We start from the raw sequence: 23,333 nt of genomic DNA on the forward strand, positions 1-23,333 counted from the left end.
GCGACCATGCACCACGACACATTCGAACGGCCGCGGTTCTTCCCCCGCCAGCTCGTCACCCACACCGAGCTCAACCAGGCGGGCGACTACGCGCTGGCCCGGCTGCGCCGGCACAACCGCATGATGCACGGCTGGGGGGTGGTCCACGGGGCGCTCGTGTGCCCGGCCGGGGACCCGTGGCAGCTCAGGATCACCCCCGGCTATCTGCTCGACCCCGCGGGCAACGAGCTGTGCGTGCCCAAGGAGCAGGTGGTGGACCTGCGGTCCGACGGGGTGACGGTCATGGCCGGCGACCCGTTCGGAGCGTGCGGCGAGCCGGCGCGCCGCGGGCGGCCGGGCAAGGTGTGGGTGGCGCTGCGTTACGTGGAGGAGCCGCGGCGGCCGGTCCGCACGCCCACGTCCGGATGCGGCTGCGACGAGACGGCGTGCGAGTACTCGCGCCTGGGCGACGGCTACGCGGTGGCCTTCCTGCCCGAGTGCCCGCCCTCGCACGCCGGCTCGCCGCCCACGCCCGACCAGTTCCTGAACGGCGTGCTCACCCCCGGCCCGCCCGCCGGGCTCGATCCCTGGGTGGTGCTGGCCATGGTCGAGGTGGACGCCAAGGGCGAGATCGTCGCCATCGACAACTGCTCCTGCCGCCGGATCGTGACCACGCTGGCACCGTTCTGGCAGCGGTGCACGCCCCAGCCCGCCGCCATCAGCCAGGTGTCCGCCACCGAGCCGGTCGCGCCGGGCGCCACCGGGGTGAAGCTGGTCGTCGAGGGGAGCGGCTTCGACCCGGCCGCGCGGGTGGACCTCGGGCTGGGCGTACGGGTCACGCGGGTGGAGGTGACCACGGGCGGCACCACCATGCTGGTGACGGCGCACGTCCTGCACAGCGCCGCGCCTGGGGGCCGCACGCTCACGGTCACCCTTCCGGACGGCTCGACCAGCAGGCACCCGGAGGCCATCACGATCGCCTGAACGCTCCCGGGCTCGGCGAGGAGGCGAGTCTTCCCCCTTTCGCCCACTCGGCGCGGCCCGACTCGGACGTACGGCAGGCGCGGGCGCCCACCGTACGGACGGTAGGGGCGGCCGGACCGGGGGTGCCGACGCGACAGCGATCAGGTCGCGGGCGCCTCCTCGCGCAGCGGGAAGTGGCAAGCGGCCTGGTGCGTCCCGCCCTGCAGCAGGGGCTCGGTGGCGCAGATGTCCTGGGCCAGCGGGCAGCGGGTGCGGAAGCGGCAGCCGGTCGGCGGGTTGAGGGCGCTCGGCAGCTCGCCGCGGATGGTCGTGTCCGGGCTGGGCGCGTGGCCGGGGTCGGGCGAGGGGACGGCGTCGAGCAACGCCTGGGTGTAGGGGTGGCGCGGGGCGCGGACCACCTGGTGCGCGGGGCCCACCTCGACCAGCTTGCCGAGGTACATCACGCCGATGCGGTCGGCCATGTAGTCGACCACGGACAGATCGTGGCTGATGAACACGTACGACAATCCGAGGTCGCGCTGCAGGTCGCGCATGAGGTTGAGCACCTGCGCCTGCACCGACACGTCCAGCGCGCTGACCGGTTCGTCGGCCACGATCAGCCGGGGCCGCAGCGCCAGCGAGCGGGCCAGTCCGATGCGCTGCAACTGCCCGCCGGAGAACTCGTGGGGATAGCGCTCCAGCGCCCGGCGCGGCAGTCCGACCTGGTCGAGCAGCTCACTCACCCGGGCGCGGCGGGCGCCGGAATCGCCCGCCTGCTGGATCTCCAGCGGCTCCGTGAGGATGGCGTCGATGCGCATGCGCGGGTTCATGGCCGCGTAGCTGTCCTGGAACATCAGCTGCACCTGCCGGTGCATGCGGTGGCGCGCGCCCCGGTCCAGCGTGGCGAGGTCGGCGCCGTCGAGGACGATCTGTCCACCGGTAGGTGCTTCGAGGCCGGCGACGAGACGGCCGACGGTGGACTTGCCGCACCCGGACTCGCCCACGATGCCGAGCGTCTCGCCGGGTTGGACCTCGAAGGACACGCCGGCCACGGCGCTGACCCGGCCGCCGGCCCGGCGGATCCCCGTGCCGCCGGCGTCGTACTCCTTGACCAGGTCGCGCACGGTCAGGATCGGGTCGGTGACGCCTGACGCTGTCCGGGCCTGGCCGGCCGAGGCCACGATCGTGACGGGCTCGGTGACCGGGTGCAGGCAGGCGAACTCGTGCCCGTTGCCGGCCGGGGTGAGCATGACGTCGGTAGTGCGGCATTCGTCGGTGGCGAAGTGGCAGCGGGGCGCGAAGCGGCAGCCGGTCAGCGGCCGCGACAGGTCCGGCGGCAGGCCGGGGATGCTGTAGAGGCGGCCCTCTGCGGCCGACTCGGGCAGGGCGCGCATGAGCGCCTCGGTGTAGCGGTGGCGCGGCGAGCGGAACAGTTCGGCGGTGGTGGCGGTCTCCACCACCCGGCCGGCGTACATGACGGCGACCCGGTCGGCGCGGCCGGCGATCACCCCGAGGTCGTGGGTGACCAGGATGACCGCCATCCTGAACTCCTCGCGCAGGTCGTCGATGAGCTCCAGGATCTGGCGCTGGGTGGTGACGTCCAGCGCCGTGGTGGGCTCGTCGGCGATGAGCAGGCGCGGGGAGCGGATGAGCGCCATGGCGATGACCACGCGCTGGCGCATGCCACCGGACAACTGGTGCGGGTAGTCATCGACGATCTTGTCGGGCCGGGGCATGCCGACCCGGCGCAGGATCTCGACGGCCCGCCCGCGCGCCTCGGCCTTGCCGATCCCCTGGTGGACGCGCAGCGGCTCGGCTACCTGGGCGCCGATACGCATGGTGGGGTTCAGCGAGGTGAGCGGGTCCTGGAAGACCATGCCCATCTCGATGCCGCGCACCCTGCGCAGCTCCTGCGCCTCCAGACCGCGCAGGTCGCGGCCGTCGAAGAGGATCTCCCCGCCGACGACGCTGCCGCCGCTCGGCAACAGACCCATGATCGACAGTACGGTCATGGTCTTGCCGCTGCCCGACTCGCCCACGATGCCGAGCGTCTCGCCCTGGCCGACCTGGAGGTTGACCTGGTCGAGCGCGTGCACGGTGCCACGCCGCAGCGCGATGTCGGTGCTGAGGTCGCGCAGCCGCAACAGCGGCTGGTTGGCTGCCTCCATGTACGAAACTCCCGCTAACGCCGCCGGAGGCGGACCTCGAAGACGTCCCTCAGCCCGTCGCCGATGAAGTTGAAGGCGAGGACGATGAGGATGATGGCGATTCCCGGCGGATAGAGCAGCCACCAGTGGCCGCTGAAGGTGTCCGACAGGCCGTCGGACAGCATGCCGCCCCAGTTGGCCGCGGGTGGCGGCACTCCCAGGCCGAGGAAGGACAGGTAGGCCACGTACAGGATCGCGTCGGCTACCTGGAAGGTGGCGTTGACGATCACGGTGCCGATGGCGTTCGGGATGATGTGCCGGCGCACCGCGCGTCCGCCGGTGCCGCCCATGCCGCGCATCGCCAGGACGTACTCGCGGGTGCGCAGTGTGAGCGCCTCGCCGCGTACCAGCCGCGCCGGGCCGAGCCAGGCGAAGGCGCCGATGATGACGATGAGCATCGGCACCGTGGGCGTGACGATCGAGGCCATGAGCATGAACAGGAAGAGGGCCGGGATCGACATCATCGCGTCGACCACCCGCATCATGACCGCGTCGACCCAGCCGCCGGCGAACCCGGCGATGGCGCCCCAGACGGTCCCGACGACGGTGGCCAGCAGGCCGGCGGCCAGCCCGACCACGATGGACGTCTGGCCGCCCAGCATCAGCCGGCCGAGCTGGTCGTAGCCCACGCCGTCGGTGCCGAGCGGGTGTCCCTCCGTGCCGGGGACCAGGAAGGTCTTGGCCAGGTCGGTGTGGACCTGGTCGGTCCGGTAGAAGAGCGGCCCGAGGAAGGAGAAGATCGCCAGCAGGACGAAGATGCCCACGCCCACCAGGGCGAGCCGGTTCTCGACGAAGACCTCGAGCCCCTGGCGCCACATCCCGCGGACGGGCGCCTCCTCCTCGTGCGGGATGGCGGTCATGAGACCTCCTTCGTCGGCCTCATGACCAGGGTGCTGTGTCTGTTGATGGCCTCGGCGGGGTCGGTCATGCGCGGCCTGCCTTGAGCCGCACCCGGGGGTCGACCGTGGCGTAGAGGATGTCGGCGATCAGCGCCCCGACCACGGTGGCCACCGAGAGCAGCAGCGTGACGCCGAGCAGGATCGGATAGTCCCGCTTGAGCGCCGCCTGCCAGAACAGCAGCCCCATGCCCGGGTAGTTGAACAGCCGCTCGACCACCAGGGCGCCGCTGAACAGCGCGGGCAGGTACATGCCGAGCAGGGTGATGACCGGGAACAGGCCGTTGCGGAGCGTGTGGCCGACGATCACCCGGCGCTCCGACAGGCCCTTGCTGCGGGCCGTACGGACGTAGTTCTCGTTGAGGTTGTCGACCATGGACGAGCGGATGTAGCGGGAGTAGACCGCCACGGTGAGGATGGCCAGCGTGACCGTGGGCAGCACGAGCCCGGCCGGGTCTGCCAGCACCTCCAACAGGGTGAACCCCTGCGGAGCCTCGGGCGGCAGGACCGGCCACGCCTGGGAGAACAGAATGATCATCATGAGGCCCATGAAGAAGATCGGCGTGGCGTACGCCAGCAGCGACAGCCCGTTGATGGTGTAGTCGGGCCAGCGGTTACGGCGTACGGCCTGCACGACGCCCAGCGGGACGGCCACCACGACCGCGAGCACCGTCGAGGCCAGCGACAGCAGCATGGTCTTGGGCAGCCGCTGGCCGATGGCCTCGGCCACCGACTGGTTGAGCTGGAAGGAGTAGCCCAGGTCTCCGGTGACCAGCCGCCGCAGGTACAGCGCGTACTGCTCCCACACCGGCCGGTCGTAGCCCATCTCGTGGTTGAAGGCGGCGATCTGCTGCACCGTCGCCTCCTTGCCGAGGATGGCCCGGGCCGCGCCTCCCGGTAGCAGGTGCAGGATCACGAACGTGATCAGCGTCACCAGGATCACGATGACCAGGGCCTGCCCCAGGCGGGTGAGGAGGTACCGGGTCACTTCCAGGACCAGTCTTGGAAGTACATCAGGTTCATCGGGTCCTGCGGCTCGACGCCCTGCAGGCCCGCCTTGTAGGCCGAGATCTGGTAGACGGGGTTCGGCATCCAGAGCACCGGCAGGTCCTTGGCCAGGAAGGCGTTGTACTCCTGCAGGGCTCCGGCGTCCTCGGTGAACTGCGCGTTCTCGATGAGCTTGTCGGCCTGGGGGTTGCTGTAGCTGCCGAGGTTGACGGGGGCGTCGGTCTGGAACAGGCGCTCGCCGGAGGCGAAGGCCGGGTAGTACCAGCTGCCCTGGGAGCCGAAGAACGACATGTCCCAGTCGCACTTGGCGTCGTCCGGCTTGCAGGCCGGGGTGACCGCCACCGAGTCGGGCACTTCCTTGATGGCCAGTTGCACGCCGACCTTCGCCATCTGCGACTTGATCTCGGCGAACATCTTGGTGGTCGCGGCGAAACCGGACTGGCTGGTCACGGTGAAGTTCAGCGGGGTGCCCTCGGCGATGCCCTCACCGCACAGGGAGGGGTCCTCGCAGGTGGTCTGCCCGTCGGGGGTCACCTTCCAGCCGTGGCTCTGCAGCAGTTGCTGGGCCTTGGCCGGGTCGAAGGGGTAGACGCAGCCCTGGCCGCCGGGCGCGCCCGGCTTGGGCGGCACCGGGCCGCAGGTGGGCTGGGCCATGCCGGACCAGATGACCTTGCTGATGGTGGGCTGGTCGATGAGCATCTGCAGCGCCTGGCGCAGGTAGGGCTGCTTGAACAGGACCCCGGTCTTGGGGTTGCTGAAGTTGAGCTGCAGGTACGTGATCGACCACCCGTACCAGGGGGAGACGTCGTAGCCCTTGGACTCCAGGTATGCCTTCTGCGACAGGTTGGCCGGCGGGATGTAGCCGTAGTCGATCTGCCCGGCGCGCAGCACGTTGAACTCGGCGTCGTCACCGGTGAACGGCCGCAGCACGACCTTGTTCAGCTTCGGCTTGTCGGTGCCCGAGTAGGTGTCCTGCTTGGCCAGGACCACCTCGCCGCTGGGCACGTAGCTCTCCAGCTTCCAGGGGCCGCTGTTGGTCTTCCACAGCGGGTTCGTCGCGTAGGACTTGGGGTCCTTGGCGGCGGCGGTCAGCTCCTCGAACGTCTTCTTCGGATCGCCCTTGTCCCAGGCGTGCTGGGGCAGCGGCACGATGCGGTTGAGCTGGTTGGCGACGAACCAGGCGGCGTTGTACGCCTTGTTCGTGGTCAGGGAGAAGGTCTTGTCGTCCTTGACCTTGAAGCTGGTGATGTTGTCGGGGAAGCCGCCGGGCTTGTACGAGGCCCACTTGTCCTTGTTGGCGCTGACGAGGTCCCACCAGAACCGGACGTCCTTCGTGGTGATCGGCTTGCCGTCGTTCCAGGTGTTGTCCTTGAGCGTGATGCTCAGCGTCTTGCCACCGTTGCTCACCTCGGGCGCCCCCGCCAGCGAGCGGTCCGGGTCGACGTTGTCGGTGTTGGAGCCGTCAAGGTTGAAGGAGTAGAGCTTGCGGTACAGGGCGGTGACGAAGATCTCGTTCTCGCCCTGGGTGAAGCCGGGGGCCGAGATCGGCAGGATCCAGTTGGGCGTGCGCAGAGCCACGGTCACGGTGTCCTGACCCTGTGAGCCGCCCTGCTCCGAACCGCTGCCGGCACCCGCGCTGCAGGCGGTCAGGCCGAGCCCGATAGCCACCACGCCGCACAGGATGCGGATTCTCGTCCCCATGATTCTCCTCGTCGAGACGTGGATGTGCCCTGCAGGGCCGTTCAGCCGGTGAATGTATAGAGGTACAAGTATTAAGTCAATACGAAAAATCTACTTTTGTCAGCATACTTATTTCGGGATAGAGTCCGCCGCGAAGACCATCTGTCGGTGATCGTCTTCGTACTCGATGATGGGCATCTGCCGTGTCCGTCAGGGAGGAGTGGCATGTCGGACCCCGCTAGTCTGCGGGAGCAGGCGTTGAGCCTGCTGGCCAGTGGCAGGGCCACCTCCCGCGCGGATCTGGTGGAGGCCCTGCAGGTGGCTCCGTCGACGGTCTCCAGCGTGGTGCGCCGCCTGCTGGAGGAAGGCGCGATCCTGGAGGAGGGCACGGGCGTCTCCACCGGAGGGCGCCGCCCCAAGATCCTTCGGCTGCGCGAGGCCGGCGGCGTGTACGCCGTGACCGAGCTGGGCGCTCGCCATGCCCGCGTCGGCCTGTGCTCGCCCTCCGGGGCGCTGCTGGCGGCCGAGGAGTTCGCCGTCGACATAGGAGCAGGCCCCACGGCCATCTTCGACGAGATCACCCGGGCCCTGGACGACGTCAGAGACGCCCACGCGCCCGGCCAGCGGCTGCTCGCGGTCGGCATGGCCCTGCCGGGGCCGGTGGACTTCCCGCACGGCCGGCTCGTCGGCCCGGCCCGGATGCCGGGGTGGAGCGGGTACGACGTGCAGAGCGACCTGATCGACCGCTTCAAGGTGACCGCGGTCGTCGACAACGACGCCAAGGCCGCCGCGACCGGCGAGCACGTCACCCGCCGCGCTACCGGCGACGTGATCACCCGTCGCGGACCCGGCGACATGATCTATGTCAAGGCCGGTTCCGGCATCGGCGGCTGCCTGATCACCGGCTCCCAGGTCCACCGCGGGGGGCGCGGCCTGAGCGGCGACGTCACCCACCTGCGGGTGGCCGACAGCGGCGAGCGCGAATGCTCCTGCGGCAGCCGCGGCTGCCTGGAGACCGTCGCCAGCGGCTCGGCCCTGGCCCGCGAGCTGGCCGGGCGCGGCCTGCCCGTGACCGGCACGCGCGACGTCATCGCCGCCACCGTAGACGCCGACCCGGTCGTGGTGACCCTGGTACGCCAGGCCGGCCGGCAACTGGGCGTGGCCCTGTCGGGCCTGGTCAACTTCCTCAATCCGGACAGCGTCGTCATCGGCGGCTCGCTGTCTAGCCTGGACGTCTACGTGGCGGCCGTCAAAGGCATGCTGTACGAGCGCTGCCTGCCGCCGCTGACCCAGTCGTTGTCCATCGAGGCGAGCATCGCCGGCCCGGACGCGGCCCTGATCGGGCTGGGCCACCTGCTCCGCGAGACCGCCGACGTCCGCCCTTCCTAGAAAGCACCACAGTGTCCCTGCGTATCGCCATCTGCGGCATCCACATCGAGTCCAGCACCTTCTCGCCGCACGTGAGCGGCACCGCCGACTTCGAGGTCACCCGCGGCCAGGCCCTGCTCGACCGCTACGACTGGCTCGGCGAGCCGTGGACGGCCGGGGTGGAATGGGTGCCGCTCGTCCACGCCCGCGCCCTGCCGGGCGGAGCGGTCGAGCCCGCCGCGTACGACGCCTGGCGGGCCGAGATCGTCCAGGGGCTGGCCGGCGGTCTGTTCGACGGCGTGCTGCTGGACTTCCACGGTGCGATGAGCGTGGCGGGCCGCCAGGACGCCGAGGGCGACCTCATCACCGCCATCCGCGCGGTCATCGGCCCGGAGCCGCTGGTGTCGGCGGCGATGGACCTGCACGGCAACGTCTCCCCCACCCTGTTCGACGGCTGCGACCTGCTGACCTGCTACCGCACCGCACCCCACGTCGACGTCTGGGAGACCCGCGAGCGCGCCGCCCGCAACCTGGTCGAGGCCCTGTCACGACGGGACGCTGGGCGTTCGCACGCGGAAGAGGCCGAAGGTTCTGAAGGCGCCGCGCGTTCGCGGGCGGTGGCCGACCGGCCGTACAAGGCGCTCGTCCACGTGCCGATCCTGCTGCCCGGCGAGATGACCAGCACCCGCGTCGAACCCGCCCGTGGCCTCTACGCCCGCATCCCCGAGATCGAGTCCCGGCCGGGCGTGATCGACGCGGCGATCTGGATCGGCTTCGCCTGGGCCGACGAGCCGCGCTGCACCGGAGCGGTGGTGGCCACCGGCACCGATGCCGGCGCCACCGAGCAGGCGGCCCGCGAGCTGGCGCGGGCGTTCTGGGACGCGCGGGACGACTTCGCCTTCGTCGCGCCGACGGGCTCCATGGACGAGTGCCTGGACGCGGCGCTGAAGGAGAGCTCGGCCCGGCCGTACTTCGTCAGCGACTCCGGCGACAACCCGGGCGCGGGCGGCGCCGACGACGTCACCTACGCCCTGGAGCGAATGCTGGCCAGGCCCGAGATCCGCGACGGCTCGGTCCGCGCCGTCTACGCCTCCCTGTTCGACCCCGAGGCGGTGGCACGCATCGGGCACCTGCCGATCGGCTCGCCGGTCAGCGTGCGGGCCGGCGGCCGCCTCGACACCCGCCCGCCGGGGCCGCTGCTGCTGGAGGGCACGCTGGAGGCGCTGGCCGACGACCCCGACGGCGGGCGGGTGGCCAGCGTACGCGTCGGCGGGCTGAGCGTGTTCCTGACCTCGCGCCGGATGCAGTACCGGCTGCTGGAGTCGTACCGGCGGCTGGGGGTGGAGGTCGCCGGAGTGGACGTGGTGACGGTCAAGATCGGGTATCTGGAGCCCGAACTGTTCGAGGCCGCGGCCGACTGGATGCTGGCGCTCACGCCGGGGGGCGTGGACCAGGACCTGCAGCGGCTGCCGTACCGGAACCTGCGGCGGCCGATCTTCCCGCTGGACCCCGGCGCCACGCTCGACCTGGAGCTGCCGTAGACGGGTGCGCTCACCACCGGTCCCAGTGCAGCACCTCCTCGCGCGGGACGCGGGGAGCGGGCTTGAAGTCGGTGCCGATGGTGAAGGCCAGCGGGATGAACGCCGCCAGCATCACCTCGTCGTACGGCACTCCGAGCACCTGGGCCAGCTCGCGTTCGAGCGGTCCCTGCGCGGTGGTCCACACCGTGCCGAGACCGCGCGCCCGGGCGGCCAGCATGAAGCTCCACACGGCGGGCACGCCTGACCCTCGCCCCTGCGCGTCCCCCAGGGTGGTGACCGAGGAGGGTTCAGCCGCAGGCCGCGGAGATGCCTTCGAGCCAGTCGCGAACCGCCGCCCGCTGCTCCGGCGTGAACGCGGCTTCCAGCTCGGCCTCGCGGCGGGCGACCGCCTCGCGGGCCTCCGCCAGGCGCGCCTCCCCGGCCTCGGTGAGCTGGATCCGATGGGTACGCCGATCGGACGGGCTCGGGCGCCGTTCGATCAGCCCCTCCAGTTCGAGCCCGGCGAGCATCTCGTTGGCGGCCTGCCGGGTGCTCGCCACCTTCCGGGCTATGTCCGAGGCCGACATCCCGGGCTGCGCCCCGGCCATCATCAGGGTGGCGTACTGCGAGGTCGAGAGCCCGAATGCCTTGAGCTCCTCCCCGATCGCCGACCGCATGTTCAGCCAGACCGTACGGACCATGAAGGTCAGCGACCCGGCCCCGCACCGATAGGGATCCAACGCCCCACCCTCCTTCGAGATTGACAGGTTCCTGACGAACCTCCAGAATTCGTCAGGAACCTGTCAATCGTACCGAAGGTCCGCATGACGACGCCTCCCAAGCTGCCGAAGTCCAGGCAGCAGTTGATCCTCGCCGTCCTCCTGTCGTCCTCACTGCTGATCTGGCTGGACAACACGATCCTCACCACCGTCTTCGAGACCCTCGCCGACCCCGTCCGCGGGCTGGGCGCCAGTCCCGCCCAACTGCAGTGGGCCACCGGCTCCTACACCCTGGTGTTCGCCACCCTGATGTTCACCGCGGGCGCCCTGGGCGACCGCTTCGGCCACCGGACCGTGCTCGCGACCGGAATGGCGATCTTCGCCGCCGCCTCGGCGTACGCCGCGTACGCCGGCGAGGCAGGCGACCTGATCGCCGCTCGGGCCGCGATGGGCGTGGGCAGCGCGCTGATCATGCCCGCCGCCATGGCCATCATGATGTGGACCTTCAGCGGTCCCGCGCGGGCCACCGCGATCGGCATCTCCTCGGCGTCCGCCGGCGTGGGCATGGCGGTGGGCCCGCTGCTGGCCGGAGTCCTGCTCGACCACTTCTGGTGGGGCTCGGTCTTCCTCATCAACATCCCGGTCGCGGTGCTCGCGCTGGTGGGGATCGTCACGCTGATCCCGAACTTCCGCAGCCCGACCCCGCGCCCGCTGGACCCGGCCGGGCTGCTGCTGTCGATCAGCGGGCTCGCCTCCCTGGCCTACGGGCTGATCCGGGCGGGGCAGATGGCCTCCTGGACCCCGGTGGACGTCTGGGCACCGATCGCCGCCGGGCTGGTCCTGCTGGCGGCCTTCGTACTCGTCGAACTGCGCATCCGGCAGCCCAGCCTCGATCCCCGGCTGCTCGCCCGGCGGATGTTCGGCGGTGGCAACGCGGCGCTCGGGCTCCTGTTCTTCGCCCTGACCTCCGCCAGCTTCTACGGAGCCTTCTACCTGCAAGGCGCGCTCGGGTTCTCGCCGCTGGAGGCGGGCCTGGCCTTCTCCCCCGCGGCGCTCGGCGCGGTCGTGGGGGCGCCACTCGGCGTCCGTCTGGTCCGCCGCTGGTCCCTGCGTCCGGTCACCGTGACGGCGCTGACCACGGCTGGGCTGGCGATGGGCTCCATGACGCTCTTCGGGCTGCACACCCCGCTCGTCTGGAACGAGATCGTCTACCTGGTCCAGGGCCTGTCGATCGGCATCGTGATCGGCCCGGTGACGACGGCGCTGATGAACACCCTGCCGTTGGAGCGGGCCGGCGCCGGGTCGGCCGTCACCAACACCGTGCGGCAGACCGGCAGCGTGCTCGGGATCGCGGTCGGTGGCACGATCATGTCGATCGCGTACCGAAGCGGGATCGAGGCCGCGCTGCCTGGTCTGCCCGGTCTGCCCGGTTCGGCGCTGGATCAGGCCCGGGTCTCCGCGGAACAGGCCCGCCATGTCGCCGGCGTGATCCACCGGCCCGACCTGGCAAGTGCCGCCGATGCGGCGTTCATGGACGCCATGCACCTCAGCGCGGCCTGCACCATGCTGATCGCGCTCTCCGGAGCGGTCCTGCTGGTGATCGCCCTGCGCGGTGATCGAAGGCCCCCGGGCTCGGGACCGGAGTCAGACGCACCCGTTCCCACCACGACCGCGTCCCGCTCGGCCCAGGGTTCCTGATCCCTGCCCCGCGTGGAGCCGCTCCGGGCCCGTCAACGGGACCCGGTTCAGGGCCTTGAGGCCGGTCAGATGCGCCAGTCTCGGTTGGACCAGTCTCGGTTGGACCAGTCGCGATTTACGGGCATCACACCGATCCACCCATGACCCGCCGGGGCGACCCCGATCCACTCGTCGCCGGCGGGTGCGACGTCGTGTGCGGGAAGGCGTGCATCATCCACCGGCCGCAGGCTCCGGTTACGCGAACTGGCCCGGCTGGTAGCCGCCGGCGGGCCTCTGCACGACGACGTTCGCGCGGTTGAAGGCGTTGATGATCGCGATGAGCGACACCAGGGCGGCGAGTTGCTCCTCGTCGTAGTGCTTGGCGGCGTTCGCCCAGACCTCGTCGCTGACGCCACCGGCCGCGTCGGCGATGCGGGTGCCCTCCTCCGCCAGCTCCAGGGCGGCCCGCTCGGCCTCGGTGAACACCGTGGCCTCCCGCCAGGCGGCGACCAGGTTGAGCCGCACCTGGCTCTCCCCGGCGTGCGTGGCATCCTTGCTGTGCATGTCGATGCAGAAGCCGCAGCCGTTGATCTGGCTGGCGCGGAGCTTGACCAGTTCCTGCGTCGCGAGCGGCAACGACGAGTCCGCAACCACCTTGTTCGCCGCGATGAAGTGCTTCATGACCTTGGCCGAGACCTGGTCGCCGAAGAGGTTCAAACGAGCGTTCATGAGGGGCTCCTTGCCATTGATGGGGTCTCACCCATCAGGACAAGCCGGCTCAGCGGACTGTGACAGAAAACCAGTGTGACGTACGTCTCTCTGGGACGGCCTCGATCCGGCTTCCGGTGGGCTTCGTTCCTTATCACCTCCGTACATGCGAGTATCTAAAGTCCTATGAAGCTAGATAAATGGAGAAAAGGTGATCGAGTTCTACCTGGACGCGAAGTCCGGCCTGTCGCCGTACCTCCAACTGGTCCAGCAGGTACGCCACGCGCTACGGCTCGACCTGCTCCGCGAGGGTGACCAGTTGCCGACCGTCAAGGAGGTCGTGGCGCAACTGGCGATCAACGCCAACACGGTCCTCAAAGCCTACCGGGAGCTCGAACACGAGGGCCTGGTCGCCGCCCGGCCGGGAGTGGGGACGTTCGTGACGGCGACGCTCACCGGCACGTCGCTGGCGGCGCACGGCCCGCTACGGCGGGACCTGCAGCGCTGGCTGACCAAGGCCCGCCGGGCCGGCCTCGACGAGGAAAGCATCGAGGCCCTCTTCACGACCACCTTCCGCGCCGCCGCTCAGGAGGACGTTGCGTGACCTCGGCCTCGAACGCGAGAACGCGGACACGTTCGGCGTGCGCCGCGACGGCGTCGCCTCGGTGATCCTCGCGGCGGCGATCCCCGGGCACACGGGCGCCCGGGTCCTTTCCAGCCGGCTCCTCGACCCGTTTCCGGTGGATCCGCAGGCGGCCGTCCTGGCCGCCGAGGAGCGTGTTCGCGGGGCCGGGGTCAGAGATCGGCGAGGAAGTCCAGGGCGACCGCCCAGGCCCGCTCGGCGGCCTCGGCGTTGTAGTCGGGCAGATCGGGATCGGTGAACAGGTGGCCCACGCCCGGGTAGCGGAAGACCTCCACGTCGGCCCGGGCCCGGCGCAGGCCGAGATACCAGGCGTTGAGCCAGTCGACGGGCTCGTAGGTGTCGGGGTCGGCCACGTGCAACTGCACGGGCAGGTCGTCGGCCGCGACGCCGTCCGGCATGTCGGAGGTGCCGTGCATCAGCAGCAGCCCGCGGGACCGCTCGTCGCCCAGGGCCAGGTTCTGCGCGATCGCCGCGCCGAGCGAGAAGCCCGCGTAGACCAGGCCGTCGGCGGACAGCGGGGCCGCCGCGGCCACGGCCCGCTTCAGCAGCTCGTCCCGGCCGATCTCCTCCTTGATCGCGATGCCTTCCTCGGGCGTGTCGACGACCCGGCCGTCGTACAGGTCGGGGACGTGCACGTCGTGCCCGGCCGCCCGCAACCTGTCGGCCGCCTGGTGAACGTGGGGACGCAGGCCGTACATCGAGTGCAAGAGGAGAATCCGTGCCATGCGCGCAGCTTAGCCAGCGACCGGCGGACGGCCACCGTCAACCCTGCGGCTCGGACGTGTCGCGGGCGGGAATGTGCGCTCATGGTGGCCGGCCGGGGGCACCTGATCGTGCCCGGTGGCCGCCACCATGAGCGGCCATCTCGTGAAATGAGAGTGGGCTGATTTCGCGACTTACTTTCCCGGGACGGCCGTGGCCGCCCCGGGAAAGTCTGACCCGATTGATGGTCCCGGATTTCTCGTCGTGGCCATCGGCTACAGGTCAGCACATCGCGAAATCAGGGGAATCTGAACTGACCTCAGTCCCAGTCCCAGTAGTGGCGGCGACGGCGACGGTAGCGCTCGCGATAATAGTCGCGATCGCGGTGACGATACCGGTCGCGGTCGCGAGGCCAGGGACTTGCGATAGATGCGGCGAACATAGGCCGTTCTCCTCTCCGAATACGCGGTCGCACGAGGCGATCGCGCTTTCCCATCCATCATTGGCAGCCACATCGGAACGCGTCTAGACAAGCCGGTCCGAACCAGGCGACATGATGGGCGTCCGATTCTCCGGCATGACTCCGCGTTGACCGGGGCGCCCACCCGCGAACCGCCGGTTTACCCGTGCGGCAGGAATGAGAGAGGCTCATCAGCCATTGAACTGGCACGGCATGTCCGGCCGGGCCGTTCAATGTGGCGGAATCTATACCACCGGCAGGTGCGGAGCGCTGTCGCCAGGGCATAGGCCCTCCGTCAGGACGAATCCGAGCAGATCTTGGAGGTAGTCATGTCCGGATATCTGCCTTATGCCGGCGACCGTCCGGCTCCGCGCACGAGCGTGCGCCGCTGGTCCGACGCCATCGTGCTCGGCGAGCGGGCCTAAGAAATAAGGGTGCCGCGGCCGGTATTCGGCCGCGGCCCTCCCTCATTCGACCGGAAGGATTTCTCCATGGGCCGACCGCTTTATCCGCAGGCGCAGCGCGACGATGCGACGGAAAACCTGTTCGGCTTTCTGGTCCCCGATCCTTATCGCTGGCTGGAGGCCGGTGCGGACCCGCGGGTGCGGGCCTGGGCGGCACAGCAGGACGAGTTGTTCACCGCGCATCGCGGTGCCTGGCGCGAGGCCGGGCGCTGGCGGTCCATGGTCGAGGAGCTCTCCACCTTCGGGGTCTCCGATCCGCCGCTGGTGCGCGGATCGCTCATGTTCTTCGCCGAGCAACTGCGTGACGACGAACAACGCCGCCTGGTCGTGGTCGAGGACGCGGTGGACAGGCACGTGCTGGTGGATCCGGTGGAGCTGGATCCATCCGGCCGGACGCGGCTGCACACCTGGTGGCCGTCGCGGGAGGGCGAGCGGGTGGCGGTCCAACTGGAGGTCGCCGAGCGGCCCGCCAGCGACCTCGTGGTGCTGGACGTCCGTACCGGCAAGGTGGTGGACGGACCCCTGCCGCGCGCGTGCAACACCTCGCTCGCCTGGCTGCCCGGCGGGGACGCCTTCTACTACGTCAGCCGGGTCCCCGACGAGGAACTGGCGCCGGACGACCAGCGGTTGCACCGGCGCGTCCGGCTGCACCGGATCGGGTTCCCGCCCGAGGCCGACCCCGTGGTGTTCGGCGGCACCGAGGCCCCCGACTGCTACTACGGGCTCACCACCAGCGCCGACGGCCGCCATATCGCGATCACGGCGTCGGAGGGGCCCGCCCCGCACAATGACGTGTGGATCGCCGAGCTGACCGAGCCGGCGGCTCCGCGCTTCGTGAAGGCGGTGGACGGGCTCGCCACACGGGCCCGCTCCCTGGCACGTTTCCTGCCCGGCGGCGACCTGCTGCTGGTCACCGACTACCAGGCTCCGTGCGGCCGCATCTGCACGGCGTCCAGGCATGACACCGACCCGTCGGCATGGCGCACGCTGGTGCCGGAGGATCCCCGGGCCCCGCTGGACGACTGCGTGGTCCTGGACGATCCGGAGCTGCCAGGTCCTCTGCTGCTGGTGGCCCGGGCCCGCCACGGTGTCTCGACGCTCACGGCGCACGACCTGGCCGACGGCCGGCAGCTCGGCACGGTGCCGCTGCCCGGCGTCGGCGTGGCCTCATCCCTGCAGGCCGAGCTCCCCCGGGGAGGCCACCTGTGGTTCAGCTACTGCGATGCCGCCACGCCCACCACCGTCTACCGCTACCACGCCGCCACGGGGCGGGTGGCCCCGGAGGCCACCTGCGCGGCGAGCAGGCCCGGCTCCTCCGGCGCCATCCGCAGCCACACCGTCCGTTACCCGGCCGGCGACGGCACCGAGATCACCCTGTTCCTCTTCATGCCGTCCGAGGAGCTCGACGGCCCCCGGCCCGTTCTCCTGTACGGCTACGGCAGCTTCGGCATGGCGTTGCGCCCGGTGTTCTCGCCGATGGCGGCCGCATGGGTGCACGCCGGCGGGATCCACGCCGTCGCCTGCGTGCGTGGTGGCGGCGAGGAAGGCCAGGACTGGCACGACGCCGGGCGCGGGCCGCACAAGCGGCGGGCGATCGGCGACTTCAACGACGCCGCGAGCTGGCTCGTCCGTACCGGCTACACCACGCCCGGGCAACTGGCGAGTTACGGGATTTCGGGGGGCGGGCTGCTGGTCACCGCCGCCGCCATGCAGCGCCCGGATCTGTACGCAGCGGTCATCGCCGACGGCCCGCTGTGCGACATGGTGCGCTACGAGCGCTTCGGCCTGGGCGGCACCTGGACCGAGGAATTCGGCTCCTCCGCGCAGCCGGAGCAGCTCCAGTGGCTCCTCACCTACTCCCCGTACCACCACGTCACGCCGGGCACCGCCTACCCCGCGTTCCTGCTCGCCGGCGCGGTCACCGACCTGCTGACCGGCGAGGCCCACGTCACCAAGATGTGCGCGGCCCTCCAGCACGCCACCAGCAGCGACCGTCCCGTTCTGATGCGCCGCGAGCCCGACAGCGCCCACGCCGGCTCGTGCGCGACCAAGGAACGCGCGCTGGCCGCCGACATCCTCGCGTTCGCCGCGAAATACACGGGGCTGTGCGCTTGAACAGTCCGCTTTGCATTTGTTTAGGAATGTTGAGCATGCCCGCCGACCTCACGGGTCGTGCCCGCCCGCGCGATGCCGCCATGTCCCTGTTCGCCGAGCGGGGCGACGAGCCGCGAGACCGCTAGCCGCCGGAAGGAAGGTCCTTTCGACGGTCAGCCGGTCCGGCCAGCGCCGTGAGGCGGCGGGCGAACCCGGCGGCGGCCGCGCGCAGCTCCGGGGGCTCCAGCACCTCCGCCTCGAAGCCCAGCATGGCCACGTGCGCGGCGAGCCACTCCAGGCTCTGCCCACCGGCGACCAGCACGCACCACCCGTCGCGGTCGTCCTCGATCCGCCCCACCTGCGGCGGCACCAGCTCCCGCACCTGCTCGGGCCGGGCGTGCACGCGCACCCGGGCGAGATACCGGTACGGCGACTCGGTCACGGACCGCTGCACGTAGGCGACCGGGTCCGGATGCTCCCTCGCCCGGAAGCGCCAGGTCGTGGCCGCCACCTCGCGCATCCGGTCCAGCCGGAAGGTACGCCAGTCGTCACGGTCGACGTCCCAGGCCATCAGATACCAGCGGCGGTTGGTGGCGACCATCCGAACCGGCTCTACCGTGCGCTCGTGCTCGTCGTTGTCGCGGCCGGCGTACCGGAAGCGCACCCGTACGGCGTCGCGGCAGGCCCGCGCCAGCGTCACCAGCACCTCGGCGTCGATCTCGACCCCGGGGCCGAGGAGGGTCTCGGTGGCGCCGTGCACCGCCCGCACCTCGGCGCGCAGCCGGGGCGGCATCACCTGGTCGAGCTTGGCCAGCGCCCGCAGGGCCGCCTCGCCCGCCCCCGCGACCGTGCCCCCCGACGCCAGCCGCAGGGACACCGCCGTCGCGATCGCCTCCTCGTCGTCGAGGAGCAGCGGCGGCAGACGGGTGCCCGCGCCGAGCTGGTAGCCGCCGCCGACGCCCGCCGTCGCGTGCACGGGGTAGCCGAGCGCGCGCAGCCGCTCCACGTCGCGGCGCACCGAGCGGTCGGTGACCCGCAGCTCGGCGGCCAGCTCGCCGGCGGTCCAGGACGGCCGGCGCTGCAACAACGCCAGCAGCCGCAGCACCCTCTCGGTCGTCGCTTCGACTGTCACCGACCACCTGCAGCGTGGAGGCCCCATCCTTCAGAACGGGGAGAAAACGCGGGACAGTGGGTCATGATGGCCTCCAGATTCTGTCGGTGACGGTCGGTAGTGTTCTCGGCATGTCGCGTTACCGGCTGATCCCCACACCCGCACAAGAGCAGGTGCTGGCCGAGCATTGCGCGCATGCCCGCTTCATCTGGAATCTGGCGATCGAGCAGCACGGATACTGGCGGCCCGGCCGCAAGAGCGGGCCGGGATTCGCCGAGCAGTGCCGGCAACTGACCGAAGCGCGGGCGGCCTGCGCCTGGTTGCGGGCCGGCTCGATCATCGTGCAACAGCAGGCGCTGAAGGACTTCGCGCAGGCGATGGCCAACTTCTTCGCCGGCACCCACCGCCACCCGACCTGGCGCAAACGGGGCCGGCACGAGGGCTTCCGGATCGTCGCGGTCAAGCCCGACGACGTGCGCCGAGTGTCGCGCCGGGTGGGCCGGGTACGGATCCCGAAGGTGGGGTGGGTGCGGTTCCGCTGGTCCCGCGCCGTCCCGCCGGGCGTGAAATCGTACCGGGTGACCCGGGATCGGGCCGGGCGCTGGCATGTCGCCTTCGCCGCCGTCCCGGCGCCGATCCCCGCCCCGGGCACCGGCCAGACCGTGGGCGTGGATCGGGGCGTGGCCGTCAGCGCGGCGCTGTCCACCGGCGACCTGCTGGTCGCGCCCGGCCTGCGCGAGCGGGAGCGGGCCCGGTTGCGGCGGCTGCTGCGCAAACTCGCCCGAGCCCAGCGCGGATCGAACCGGCGGAGCAGGGTCAAGGCGGCGATCGCCCGGCTGAAGGCGCGCGAGACGGACCGACGCCGGGACTGGGTGGAGCAGACCAGCACGGCGCTGGCGCGGCGGTTCGACATGATCGGCGTGGAGGACCTGAAGATCGCGGGCATGACCCGGTCGGCGCGGGGCACGGTCAGGGTGCCGGGCCGCGGGGTGGCACAGAAGGCCGGACTATCAACCGGGGCATTCTGGCGGCCGGGTGGGGGCGGCTGGTGACCCGGTTGGAGCACAAGGCGCCCGGCCGGGTGGTCAAGGTCAAGGCGGCGTACACGAGTCAGCGGTGCTCGGCGTGCGGGATCGTGGATCGGGAGGCGCGTGAGAGCCAAGCGCGTTTCCGGTGCCGGTCCTGCGGTCATGCGGGCAACGCTGATGTGAACGCGGCGCGGAACATCGCACACGCGGCAGGGCATGCCGTGTCCGCACGGGGAGGCCCGCCGTTGGGCGAGCCGGCGAACCGTGAACCTCAACACGCTCTCCTCCTGGTGGGGTGAGTGTGGTTGGAATCCCCCGTCCTTCAAGCGGGGGAGGATGTCAAGCGCTCATCGTTCCACAGATCACGGAACGCTCCTGTCCGCTATTCGCGGGAAGCTTGCGCCATGACCGACCAGACCTGGAACCCCATGCTCCGCGATCAGATCGACTGGCACTGGACCAAGCAGGTGCGCGACCGGCTCGACGGGCTCACCGACGACGAATACTTCTGGGAGCCGGTGCCGGACTGCTGGAACGTACGGCGGCGGGGCACCGGCTCCGCGCCCATACAGGCCGGATCCGGCGCGATGACCATCGACTTCGAGATACCGACGCCCGAGCCGCCACCGTTCACGACGATCGCCTGGCGGCTCGGCCACGTGATCGTCGGCGTGCTCGCGGTGCGCAACGCGGCGCACTTCGGCCGCCCGCCCACCGACTACCGGTCCTTCGAGTACGCCGCGACCGCGTCCGAGGCGCTCGCCCAGCTCGACACGGAGTACGCCACGTGGCTGGCCGGGGTCGAGTCCCTCGGCGAGAGCGACCTGGCGCGCCCGTGCGGGGAGGCCGAGGGACCCTACGCCAAGAGCCCGATGGCGGAGCTGGTCCTGCACATCAACCGCGAGCTGATCCACCATCTGAGCGAGGTGTGCCTGCTCCGCGACCTCCACCTGCACACCCGGCGGGAGGCGAGCTGAGATGGCACGCGACATCCAGATCACCTTCGACTGCGCCGACCCGGCCGGGCTGTCCGCGTTCTGGGCCGAGGCCCTCGGCTACCGGCTGCAGGACCCGCCCCCCGGCTTCGAGTCGTGGAAGGAGGCCCTGGAGGCGCTGGGGGTGCCGCCCGAGAGGCACAACGACGCCTCGGCGGTGACCGACCCCGAGGGCTCCGGGCCGCGGCTGTTCTTCCAGAAGGTGCCGGAGGGCAAGCAGGTCAAGAACCGGGTGCATCTCGACGTGCGGGCCGCTCCCGGGCTGGAGGGCGACGCGCGGATGGCGGCCCTGGAGGCGGAGGCAGAACGACTCATCGCCCACGGCGGCACCCGGATCCGGCGCCACGAGCCCGCTCCCCCGCTCGACTTCGGCCACATCATGATGGCCGACCCCGAGGGCAACGAGTTCTGTCTCGACTAGGCGAACATCGCGCTGACCAGGGCACGCCCTCAGATCGAGTGCTCTGAGGGCACGTCCAGGGCACATGACATATCGGCAGTGCCCTCGAAGAAGGCGTTCATGGCCCTGCGTACCCGGTCGGCTAGCGTTCGGCATCAAGTGGCTAGCGGGCCGGGACTCAGATGCCCTGCTCCAGGCCCGGTCATCCGTTCTGGCAGCCGGGGCACCAGAAGAGGTTGCGCGCGGCCAGTACGGCGGTCCGGATCTCGGTGCCGCAGACGTGGCACGGCAGCCCGGCGCGCCGGTAGACGTAGACCTCGCCGCCGTGGTCGTCGACGCGCGGCGGCCGGCCCATGGCCTCGGGAGTGTGCTCGGGACGGACGGTGTCGATGCGGTTGGCGCGCACGCCGTCGGTCATCAGGCCGACCAGGTCGGCCCAGATGGCCTCCCATTCGGTACGCGAGACGCTTTGGCCGGATTTTTCGGGACTCATCCCGTGCCGGAACAGCACCTCGGCCCGGTACACGTTCCCCACCCCCGCGATCACCTTCTGGTCCATGAGCAGGGCGGCGATCGGCTGTCGGCTGCGCCGTACCCGGTGGAAGGCGCGGTCGGGGTCGGCGTCGGCGCGCAGCGGGTCGGGGCCGAGCCGGGCCAGGATGGACGCGCGCTCCTCGATCAGCTCGCAGGCCGCCGGCCCGCGCAGGTCGGCGATCCGCGCGCGGTGGCTGATCCGCAGCCGGACCGTGTCGTCGTTGGGTGTCCTGGCGAAGTCGAGCCGGCCGAACAGCCCCAGGTGCACGTGCACGGTTCGCGTCCCCGCCCCGCGCCCGAAGTGCAGGAACAGATGCTTGCCGTACGCGTCGGCGTCGGTCAGCACCGACCGGTCGAGCAGCGCGGCGGCGTCGCTGAACTTGCCCTGCGGGCTGCCGACCCGCACTCCCCGCCCCGCGAACCGCGTGCGGAACTCGGCCGCCAGCCGGTGGATCGTGTGCCCCTCAGGCAAAGCCTCTCCCCCCGCTCATAGCCAACCGGCGTCCTCCGCGATCCGGATGGCGTCGATCTTGTTGCGGGCGCCGGTCTTCGTGATCGCCCCCGTCAGGTAGTTGCGTACGGTGCCCGAGGACAGGTGCAGCCGGCCGGCGATCTCCTCGGCCGAGGCGCCCCTGGCGGCCTCCCTGAGCACGGTGGACTCCCGGGCGGTCAGGGGACTCTCGCCGTATTCCATCGCCGCGGACACCAGCTCGGCGTCCAGGACGCGCAGCCCGGCCGCGGTACGCCTGATCGCGTCCGCCAGCCGGTCACCCGGGGCGTCCTTGACGAGGAAGGCCTCGATGCCCGCCGCCAGCGCCCGGCGTACGTGCCCCGGCTGGCCCATCGCGGTGAGCACCAGCACGCGGCAGGACGGGAGGCGCTCGCGGAGCGCGGCGGCGGCGGTGATGCCGTCGAGGATCGGCAGGTCGATGTCCACGACCGCCACGTCGGGCCGGGTCTCCACGGCCCTGGGGACGATCTCGTCACCGCGGATCACCTCCGCGACGACCTCGATGTCGGACTCCAGCCGCAGCAGGGCGGTGAGGGCCGCCCGGATCATGTGCATGTCCTCCGCCAGCAGAACCCTGATCATGCCGCGACCTCCATGGTCAGCAGGAAGCCGCTCCCGCCCGTCGGGGCCCCGGCGCACGAGCCGCCCGCCTGGGCCGCCCGCTCGGCCAGACCCGTGAGGCCGCCGCCCGCCGGTCCCGGCTCCGCGGGGGCTCCGTCATTGGCCACCTCCAGCCGGAGCGCCCCGCCGTTCAGCGACGTGGTGATCGTGCAGGTGGTGGCCCTGCTGTGGCGCAGGACGTTGGTGACCCCCTCGCGTACGGCCCAGGCCAGCGCCTCCTCGGCCGGCCCCGGCAGGTCCGCCTCGGCCAGGTGCGTCCGGACGTCCACCCCCGACGACTCCAGCAGCGCCACCGCCCTGTGCACCTCCCCGGTCAGCGACATCGCCCGATAGCCCCGGGCCACCTGCCGCACGTCCTGCGCCGCCTCCCTGGCCACCTGCACCAGCTCGGACACCTCGCTCCGCGCCGAGCCGGGGTCCTGCTCCATCAGACGGGTGGCCAGATCACCCTTGAGGGCGATCGCGGTGAGGCTGCGCCCGAGGCCGTCGTGCAGGTCGCGGGAGATCCGCAGCCGCTCCTTGAGCACCGCGGCCTCCGCCAGCTCGGCCCTGGCCTGCTCCAGATCCACCGCCATACGGACGAACCGGACCAGCGCGTACGTCATCGCCCCCGTGGTCGGCACGGTGACCACGTAGAGGAACGTGACGATGATCGGCATCACGGCGACCAACGACAGGGCGGCGGCCTCGTACAGCATCATCAACCCCACCAGCGCGGCGCCCCAGGGCAGCGGGAGGAGCACCAGCAGCGTGCCGGCCAGCAGCGGGGCGGTCACCCCCGACATGCCGTTGGGCAGCAGGTCGGGCAGGTAGGTGGCGACCGCCTGGAGCACGACCGTGAGGGGGAGGAAGGCGGGGCGTTCGCCGCGCAGGGCCGCTCGGATGTGCAGATGGTGCAGGGAGACCACGACGATCAGGGTGGCCAGCGCCACCGCGCCCAGCACGGGGCCCTGCAGGAAGTACAGCAGCGCGCCAACCGAGTACGCGAGCGAGACGGCCGTGATGAGGCCGCTCGCGAGCCGCCTGGCGGAGGAGGAGACCACGG

21 protein-coding genes are annotated in these 23,333 nt (G+C 71.1%); 9 read left to right on the plus strand and 12 right to left on the minus strand.

The features are described from left to right. Window positions 1–6: 6 nt before the first annotated feature. Window positions 7–963, plus strand: a complete 957-nt coding sequence (locus ABGB18_RS28305) for a hypothetical protein (protein WP_347698656.1) — start codon at window positions 7–9, stop codon at window positions 961–963. A 140-nt stretch (window positions 964–1,103) separates the two neighbouring features. On the opposite strand, the gene ABGB18_RS28310 is transcribed toward ABGB18_RS28305, so the two are convergent. The 4 genes from ABGB18_RS28310 to ABGB18_RS28325 form a co-directional block, all read right to left on the minus strand. Continuing rightward, on the minus strand, window positions 1,104–3,110 hold the full coding sequence (locus ABGB18_RS28310; protein ID WP_347698657.1) for an ABC transporter ATP-binding protein: 2,007 nt from the start codon (window positions 3,108–3,110) through the stop codon (window positions 1,104–1,106). Between the two features lie 14 nt (window positions 3,111–3,124). Next, window positions 3,125–4,009, minus strand: a complete 885-nt coding sequence (locus ABGB18_RS28315; RefSeq protein WP_347698658.1) for an ABC transporter permease — start codon at window positions 4,007–4,009, stop codon at window positions 3,125–3,127. Between the two features lie 64 nt (window positions 4,010–4,073). Next, complete coding sequence (locus ABGB18_RS28320; RefSeq protein WP_347698659.1) at window positions 4,074–5,033, minus strand: ABC transporter permease; 960 nt, start codon at window positions 5,031–5,033, stop codon at window positions 4,074–4,076. Next, entirely contained in the window at window positions 5,030–6,754 is a 1,725-nt protein-coding gene (locus ABGB18_RS28325) for a peptide ABC transporter substrate-binding protein (protein WP_347698660.1), read from the minus strand. The genes ABGB18_RS28320 and ABGB18_RS28325 overlap by 4 nt, the downstream gene beginning before the upstream one ends. Before the next feature lie 204 nt (window positions 6,755–6,958). Here ABGB18_RS28325 and ABGB18_RS28330 point away from each other — a divergent pair, with 204 nt between their 5' ends. Together ABGB18_RS28330 and ABGB18_RS28335 are read left to right on the plus strand one after the other, a co-directional pair. Continuing rightward, complete coding sequence (locus ABGB18_RS28330) at window positions 6,959–8,122, plus strand: ROK family transcriptional regulator (RefSeq protein WP_347698661.1); 1,164 nt, start codon at window positions 6,959–6,961, stop codon at window positions 8,120–8,122. Window positions 8,123–8,133: 11 nt separating this feature from the next. Beyond that, entirely contained in the window at window positions 8,134–9,642 is a 1,509-nt protein-coding gene (locus tag ABGB18_RS28335; RefSeq protein ID WP_347698662.1) for a M81 family metallopeptidase, read from the plus strand. A 10-nt stretch (window positions 9,643–9,652) separates the two neighbouring features. Here ABGB18_RS28335 and ABGB18_RS28340 read toward each other — a convergent pair whose 3' ends face one another. Then, the gene (locus tag ABGB18_RS28340) at window positions 9,653–9,880 is read right to left on the minus strand and encodes a nitroreductase family protein (RefSeq protein WP_347698663.1); all 228 of its coding nucleotides are present in this window, start codon (window positions 9,878–9,880) and stop codon (window positions 9,653–9,655) included. 49 nt (window positions 9,881–9,929) lie between these two features. Beyond that, window positions 9,930–10,361 carry a MarR family transcriptional regulator gene (locus ABGB18_RS28345; protein WP_347698664.1) on the minus strand — a complete coding sequence of 144 codons (432 nt, stop codon included), beginning with the start codon at window positions 10,359–10,361 and terminating at the stop codon, window positions 9,930–9,932. A gap of 84 nt (window positions 10,362–10,445) precedes the next feature. On the opposite strand from ABGB18_RS28345, the gene ABGB18_RS28350 reads away from it, so the two are divergent. Beyond that, window positions 10,446–12,038 (plus strand): MFS transporter, encoded by a 1,593-nt coding sequence (locus tag ABGB18_RS28350; protein WP_347698665.1) that lies wholly within the window; start codon window positions 10,446–10,448, stop codon window positions 12,036–12,038. 234 nt (window positions 12,039–12,272) lie between these two features. Here ABGB18_RS28350 and ABGB18_RS28355 read toward each other — a convergent pair whose 3' ends face one another. Then, window positions 12,273–12,746 carry a carboxymuconolactone decarboxylase family protein gene (locus ABGB18_RS28355; RefSeq protein ID WP_347698666.1) on the minus strand — a complete coding sequence of 158 codons (474 nt, stop codon included), beginning with the start codon at window positions 12,744–12,746 and terminating at the stop codon, window positions 12,273–12,275. 190 nt (window positions 12,747–12,936) lie between these two features. On the opposite strand from ABGB18_RS28355, the gene ABGB18_RS28360 reads away from it, so the two are divergent. Beyond that, complete coding sequence (locus ABGB18_RS28360) at window positions 12,937–13,329, plus strand: GntR family transcriptional regulator (RefSeq protein ID WP_347698667.1); 393 nt, start codon at window positions 12,937–12,939, stop codon at window positions 13,327–13,329. A gap of 191 nt (window positions 13,330–13,520) precedes the next feature. Here ABGB18_RS28360 and ABGB18_RS28365 read toward each other — a convergent pair whose 3' ends face one another. Then, window positions 13,521–14,093, minus strand: coding sequence for a dienelactone hydrolase family protein (locus tag ABGB18_RS28365; RefSeq protein ID WP_347698668.1), 573 nt, complete (start codon window positions 14,091–14,093; stop codon window positions 13,521–13,523). Window positions 14,094–15,021: 928 nt separating this feature from the next. Between ABGB18_RS28365 and ABGB18_RS28370 the strand changes: the two genes are divergently transcribed. Then, window positions 15,022–17,109 (plus strand): prolyl oligopeptidase family serine peptidase, encoded by a 2,088-nt coding sequence (locus ABGB18_RS28370; protein WP_347698669.1) that lies wholly within the window; start codon window positions 15,022–15,024, stop codon window positions 17,107–17,109. A gap of 121 nt (window positions 17,110–17,230) precedes the next feature. Here ABGB18_RS28370 and ABGB18_RS28375 read toward each other — a convergent pair whose 3' ends face one another. Then, on the minus strand, window positions 17,231–18,220 hold the full coding sequence (locus ABGB18_RS28375) for a YafY family protein (protein ID WP_347698670.1): 990 nt from the start codon (window positions 18,218–18,220) through the stop codon (window positions 17,231–17,233). 86 nt (window positions 18,221–18,306) lie between these two features. Here ABGB18_RS28375 and ABGB18_RS28380 point away from each other — a divergent pair, with 86 nt between their 5' ends. From ABGB18_RS28380 to ABGB18_RS28390, 3 genes are all read left to right on the plus strand, one after another. Further along, window positions 18,307–19,251, plus strand: a complete 945-nt coding sequence (locus ABGB18_RS28380; protein ID WP_347698671.1) for a transposase — start codon at window positions 18,307–18,309, stop codon at window positions 19,249–19,251. 380 nt (window positions 19,252–19,631) lie between these two features. After that, window positions 19,632–20,204, plus strand: coding sequence for a DinB family protein (locus tag ABGB18_RS28385; RefSeq protein WP_347698672.1), 573 nt, complete (start codon window positions 19,632–19,634; stop codon window positions 20,202–20,204). A gap of 1 nt (window position 20,205) precedes the next feature. Then, window positions 20,206–20,643 (plus strand): VOC family protein, encoded by a 438-nt coding sequence (locus ABGB18_RS28390; RefSeq protein ID WP_347698673.1) that lies wholly within the window; start codon window positions 20,206–20,208, stop codon window positions 20,641–20,643. Between the two features lie 181 nt (window positions 20,644–20,824). Here ABGB18_RS28390 and ABGB18_RS28395 read toward each other — a convergent pair whose 3' ends face one another. Genes ABGB18_RS28395 through ABGB18_RS28405 form a run of 3 tightly spaced genes read right to left on the minus strand, consistent with a single transcriptional unit; the run spans window position 20,825 to window position 23,331 of the window. Next, window positions 20,825–21,628, minus strand: a complete 804-nt coding sequence (locus tag ABGB18_RS28395; protein ID WP_347698674.1) for a DNA-formamidopyrimidine glycosylase family protein — start codon at window positions 21,626–21,628, stop codon at window positions 20,825–20,827. A 15-nt stretch (window positions 21,629–21,643) separates the two neighbouring features. Then, a complete protein-coding gene (locus ABGB18_RS28400) occupies window positions 21,644–22,249 on the minus strand; it encodes a response regulator transcription factor (RefSeq protein ID WP_347698675.1) in 606 nt (201 codons plus the stop codon). After that, window positions 22,246–23,331 (minus strand): sensor histidine kinase, encoded by a 1,086-nt coding sequence (locus ABGB18_RS28405; RefSeq protein WP_347698676.1) that lies wholly within the window; start codon window positions 23,329–23,331, stop codon window positions 22,246–22,248. Before ABGB18_RS28405 ends, ABGB18_RS28400 begins: the two co-directional genes overlap by 4 nt. Window positions 23,332–23,333 lie beyond the last annotated feature (2 nt).

Origin of the sequence: Nonomuraea sp. B12E4, from assembly GCF_039871825.1 — a bacterium.
Taxonomy (GTDB): Bacteria; Actinomycetota; Actinomycetes; order Streptosporangiales; family Streptosporangiaceae; genus Nonomuraea.

Coding starts and splice junctions, on each gene's coding strand:
- ABGB18_RS28305 (WP_347698656.1), top strand. CDS start 7: ATGCACCACGACACATTCGAACGGCCGCGGTTCTTCCCCCGCCAGCTC.
- ABGB18_RS28310 (WP_347698657.1), bottom strand. CDS start 3,110: ATGGAGGCAGCCAACCAGCCGCTGTTGCGGCTGCGCGACCTCAGCACC.
- ABGB18_RS28315 (WP_347698658.1), bottom strand. CDS start 4,009: ATGACCGCCATCCCGCACGAGGAGGAGGCGCCCGTCCGCGGGATGTGG.
- ABGB18_RS28325 (WP_347698660.1), bottom strand. CDS start 6,754: ATGGGGACGAGAATCCGCATCCTGTGCGGCGTGGTGGCTATCGGGCTC.
- ABGB18_RS28330 (WP_347698661.1), top strand. CDS start 6,959: ATGTCGGACCCCGCTAGTCTGCGGGAGCAGGCGTTGAGCCTGCTGGCC.
- ABGB18_RS28350 (WP_347698665.1), top strand. CDS start 10,446: ATGACGACGCCTCCCAAGCTGCCGAAGTCCAGGCAGCAGTTGATCCTC.
- ABGB18_RS28355 (WP_347698666.1), bottom strand. CDS start 12,746: ATGAACGCTCGTTTGAACCTCTTCGGCGACCAGGTCTCGGCCAAGGTC.
- ABGB18_RS28365 (WP_347698668.1), bottom strand. CDS start 14,093: ATGGCACGGATTCTCCTCTTGCACTCGATGTACGGCCTGCGTCCCCAC.
- ABGB18_RS28370 (WP_347698669.1), top strand. CDS start 15,022: ATGGGCCGACCGCTTTATCCGCAGGCGCAGCGCGACGATGCGACGGAA.
- ABGB18_RS28385 (WP_347698672.1), top strand. CDS start 19,632: ATGACCGACCAGACCTGGAACCCCATGCTCCGCGATCAGATCGACTGG.
- ABGB18_RS28390 (WP_347698673.1), top strand. CDS start 20,206: ATGGCACGCGACATCCAGATCACCTTCGACTGCGCCGACCCGGCCGGG.
- ABGB18_RS28400 (WP_347698675.1), bottom strand. CDS start 22,249: ATGATCAGGGTTCTGCTGGCGGAGGACATGCACATGATCCGGGCGGCC.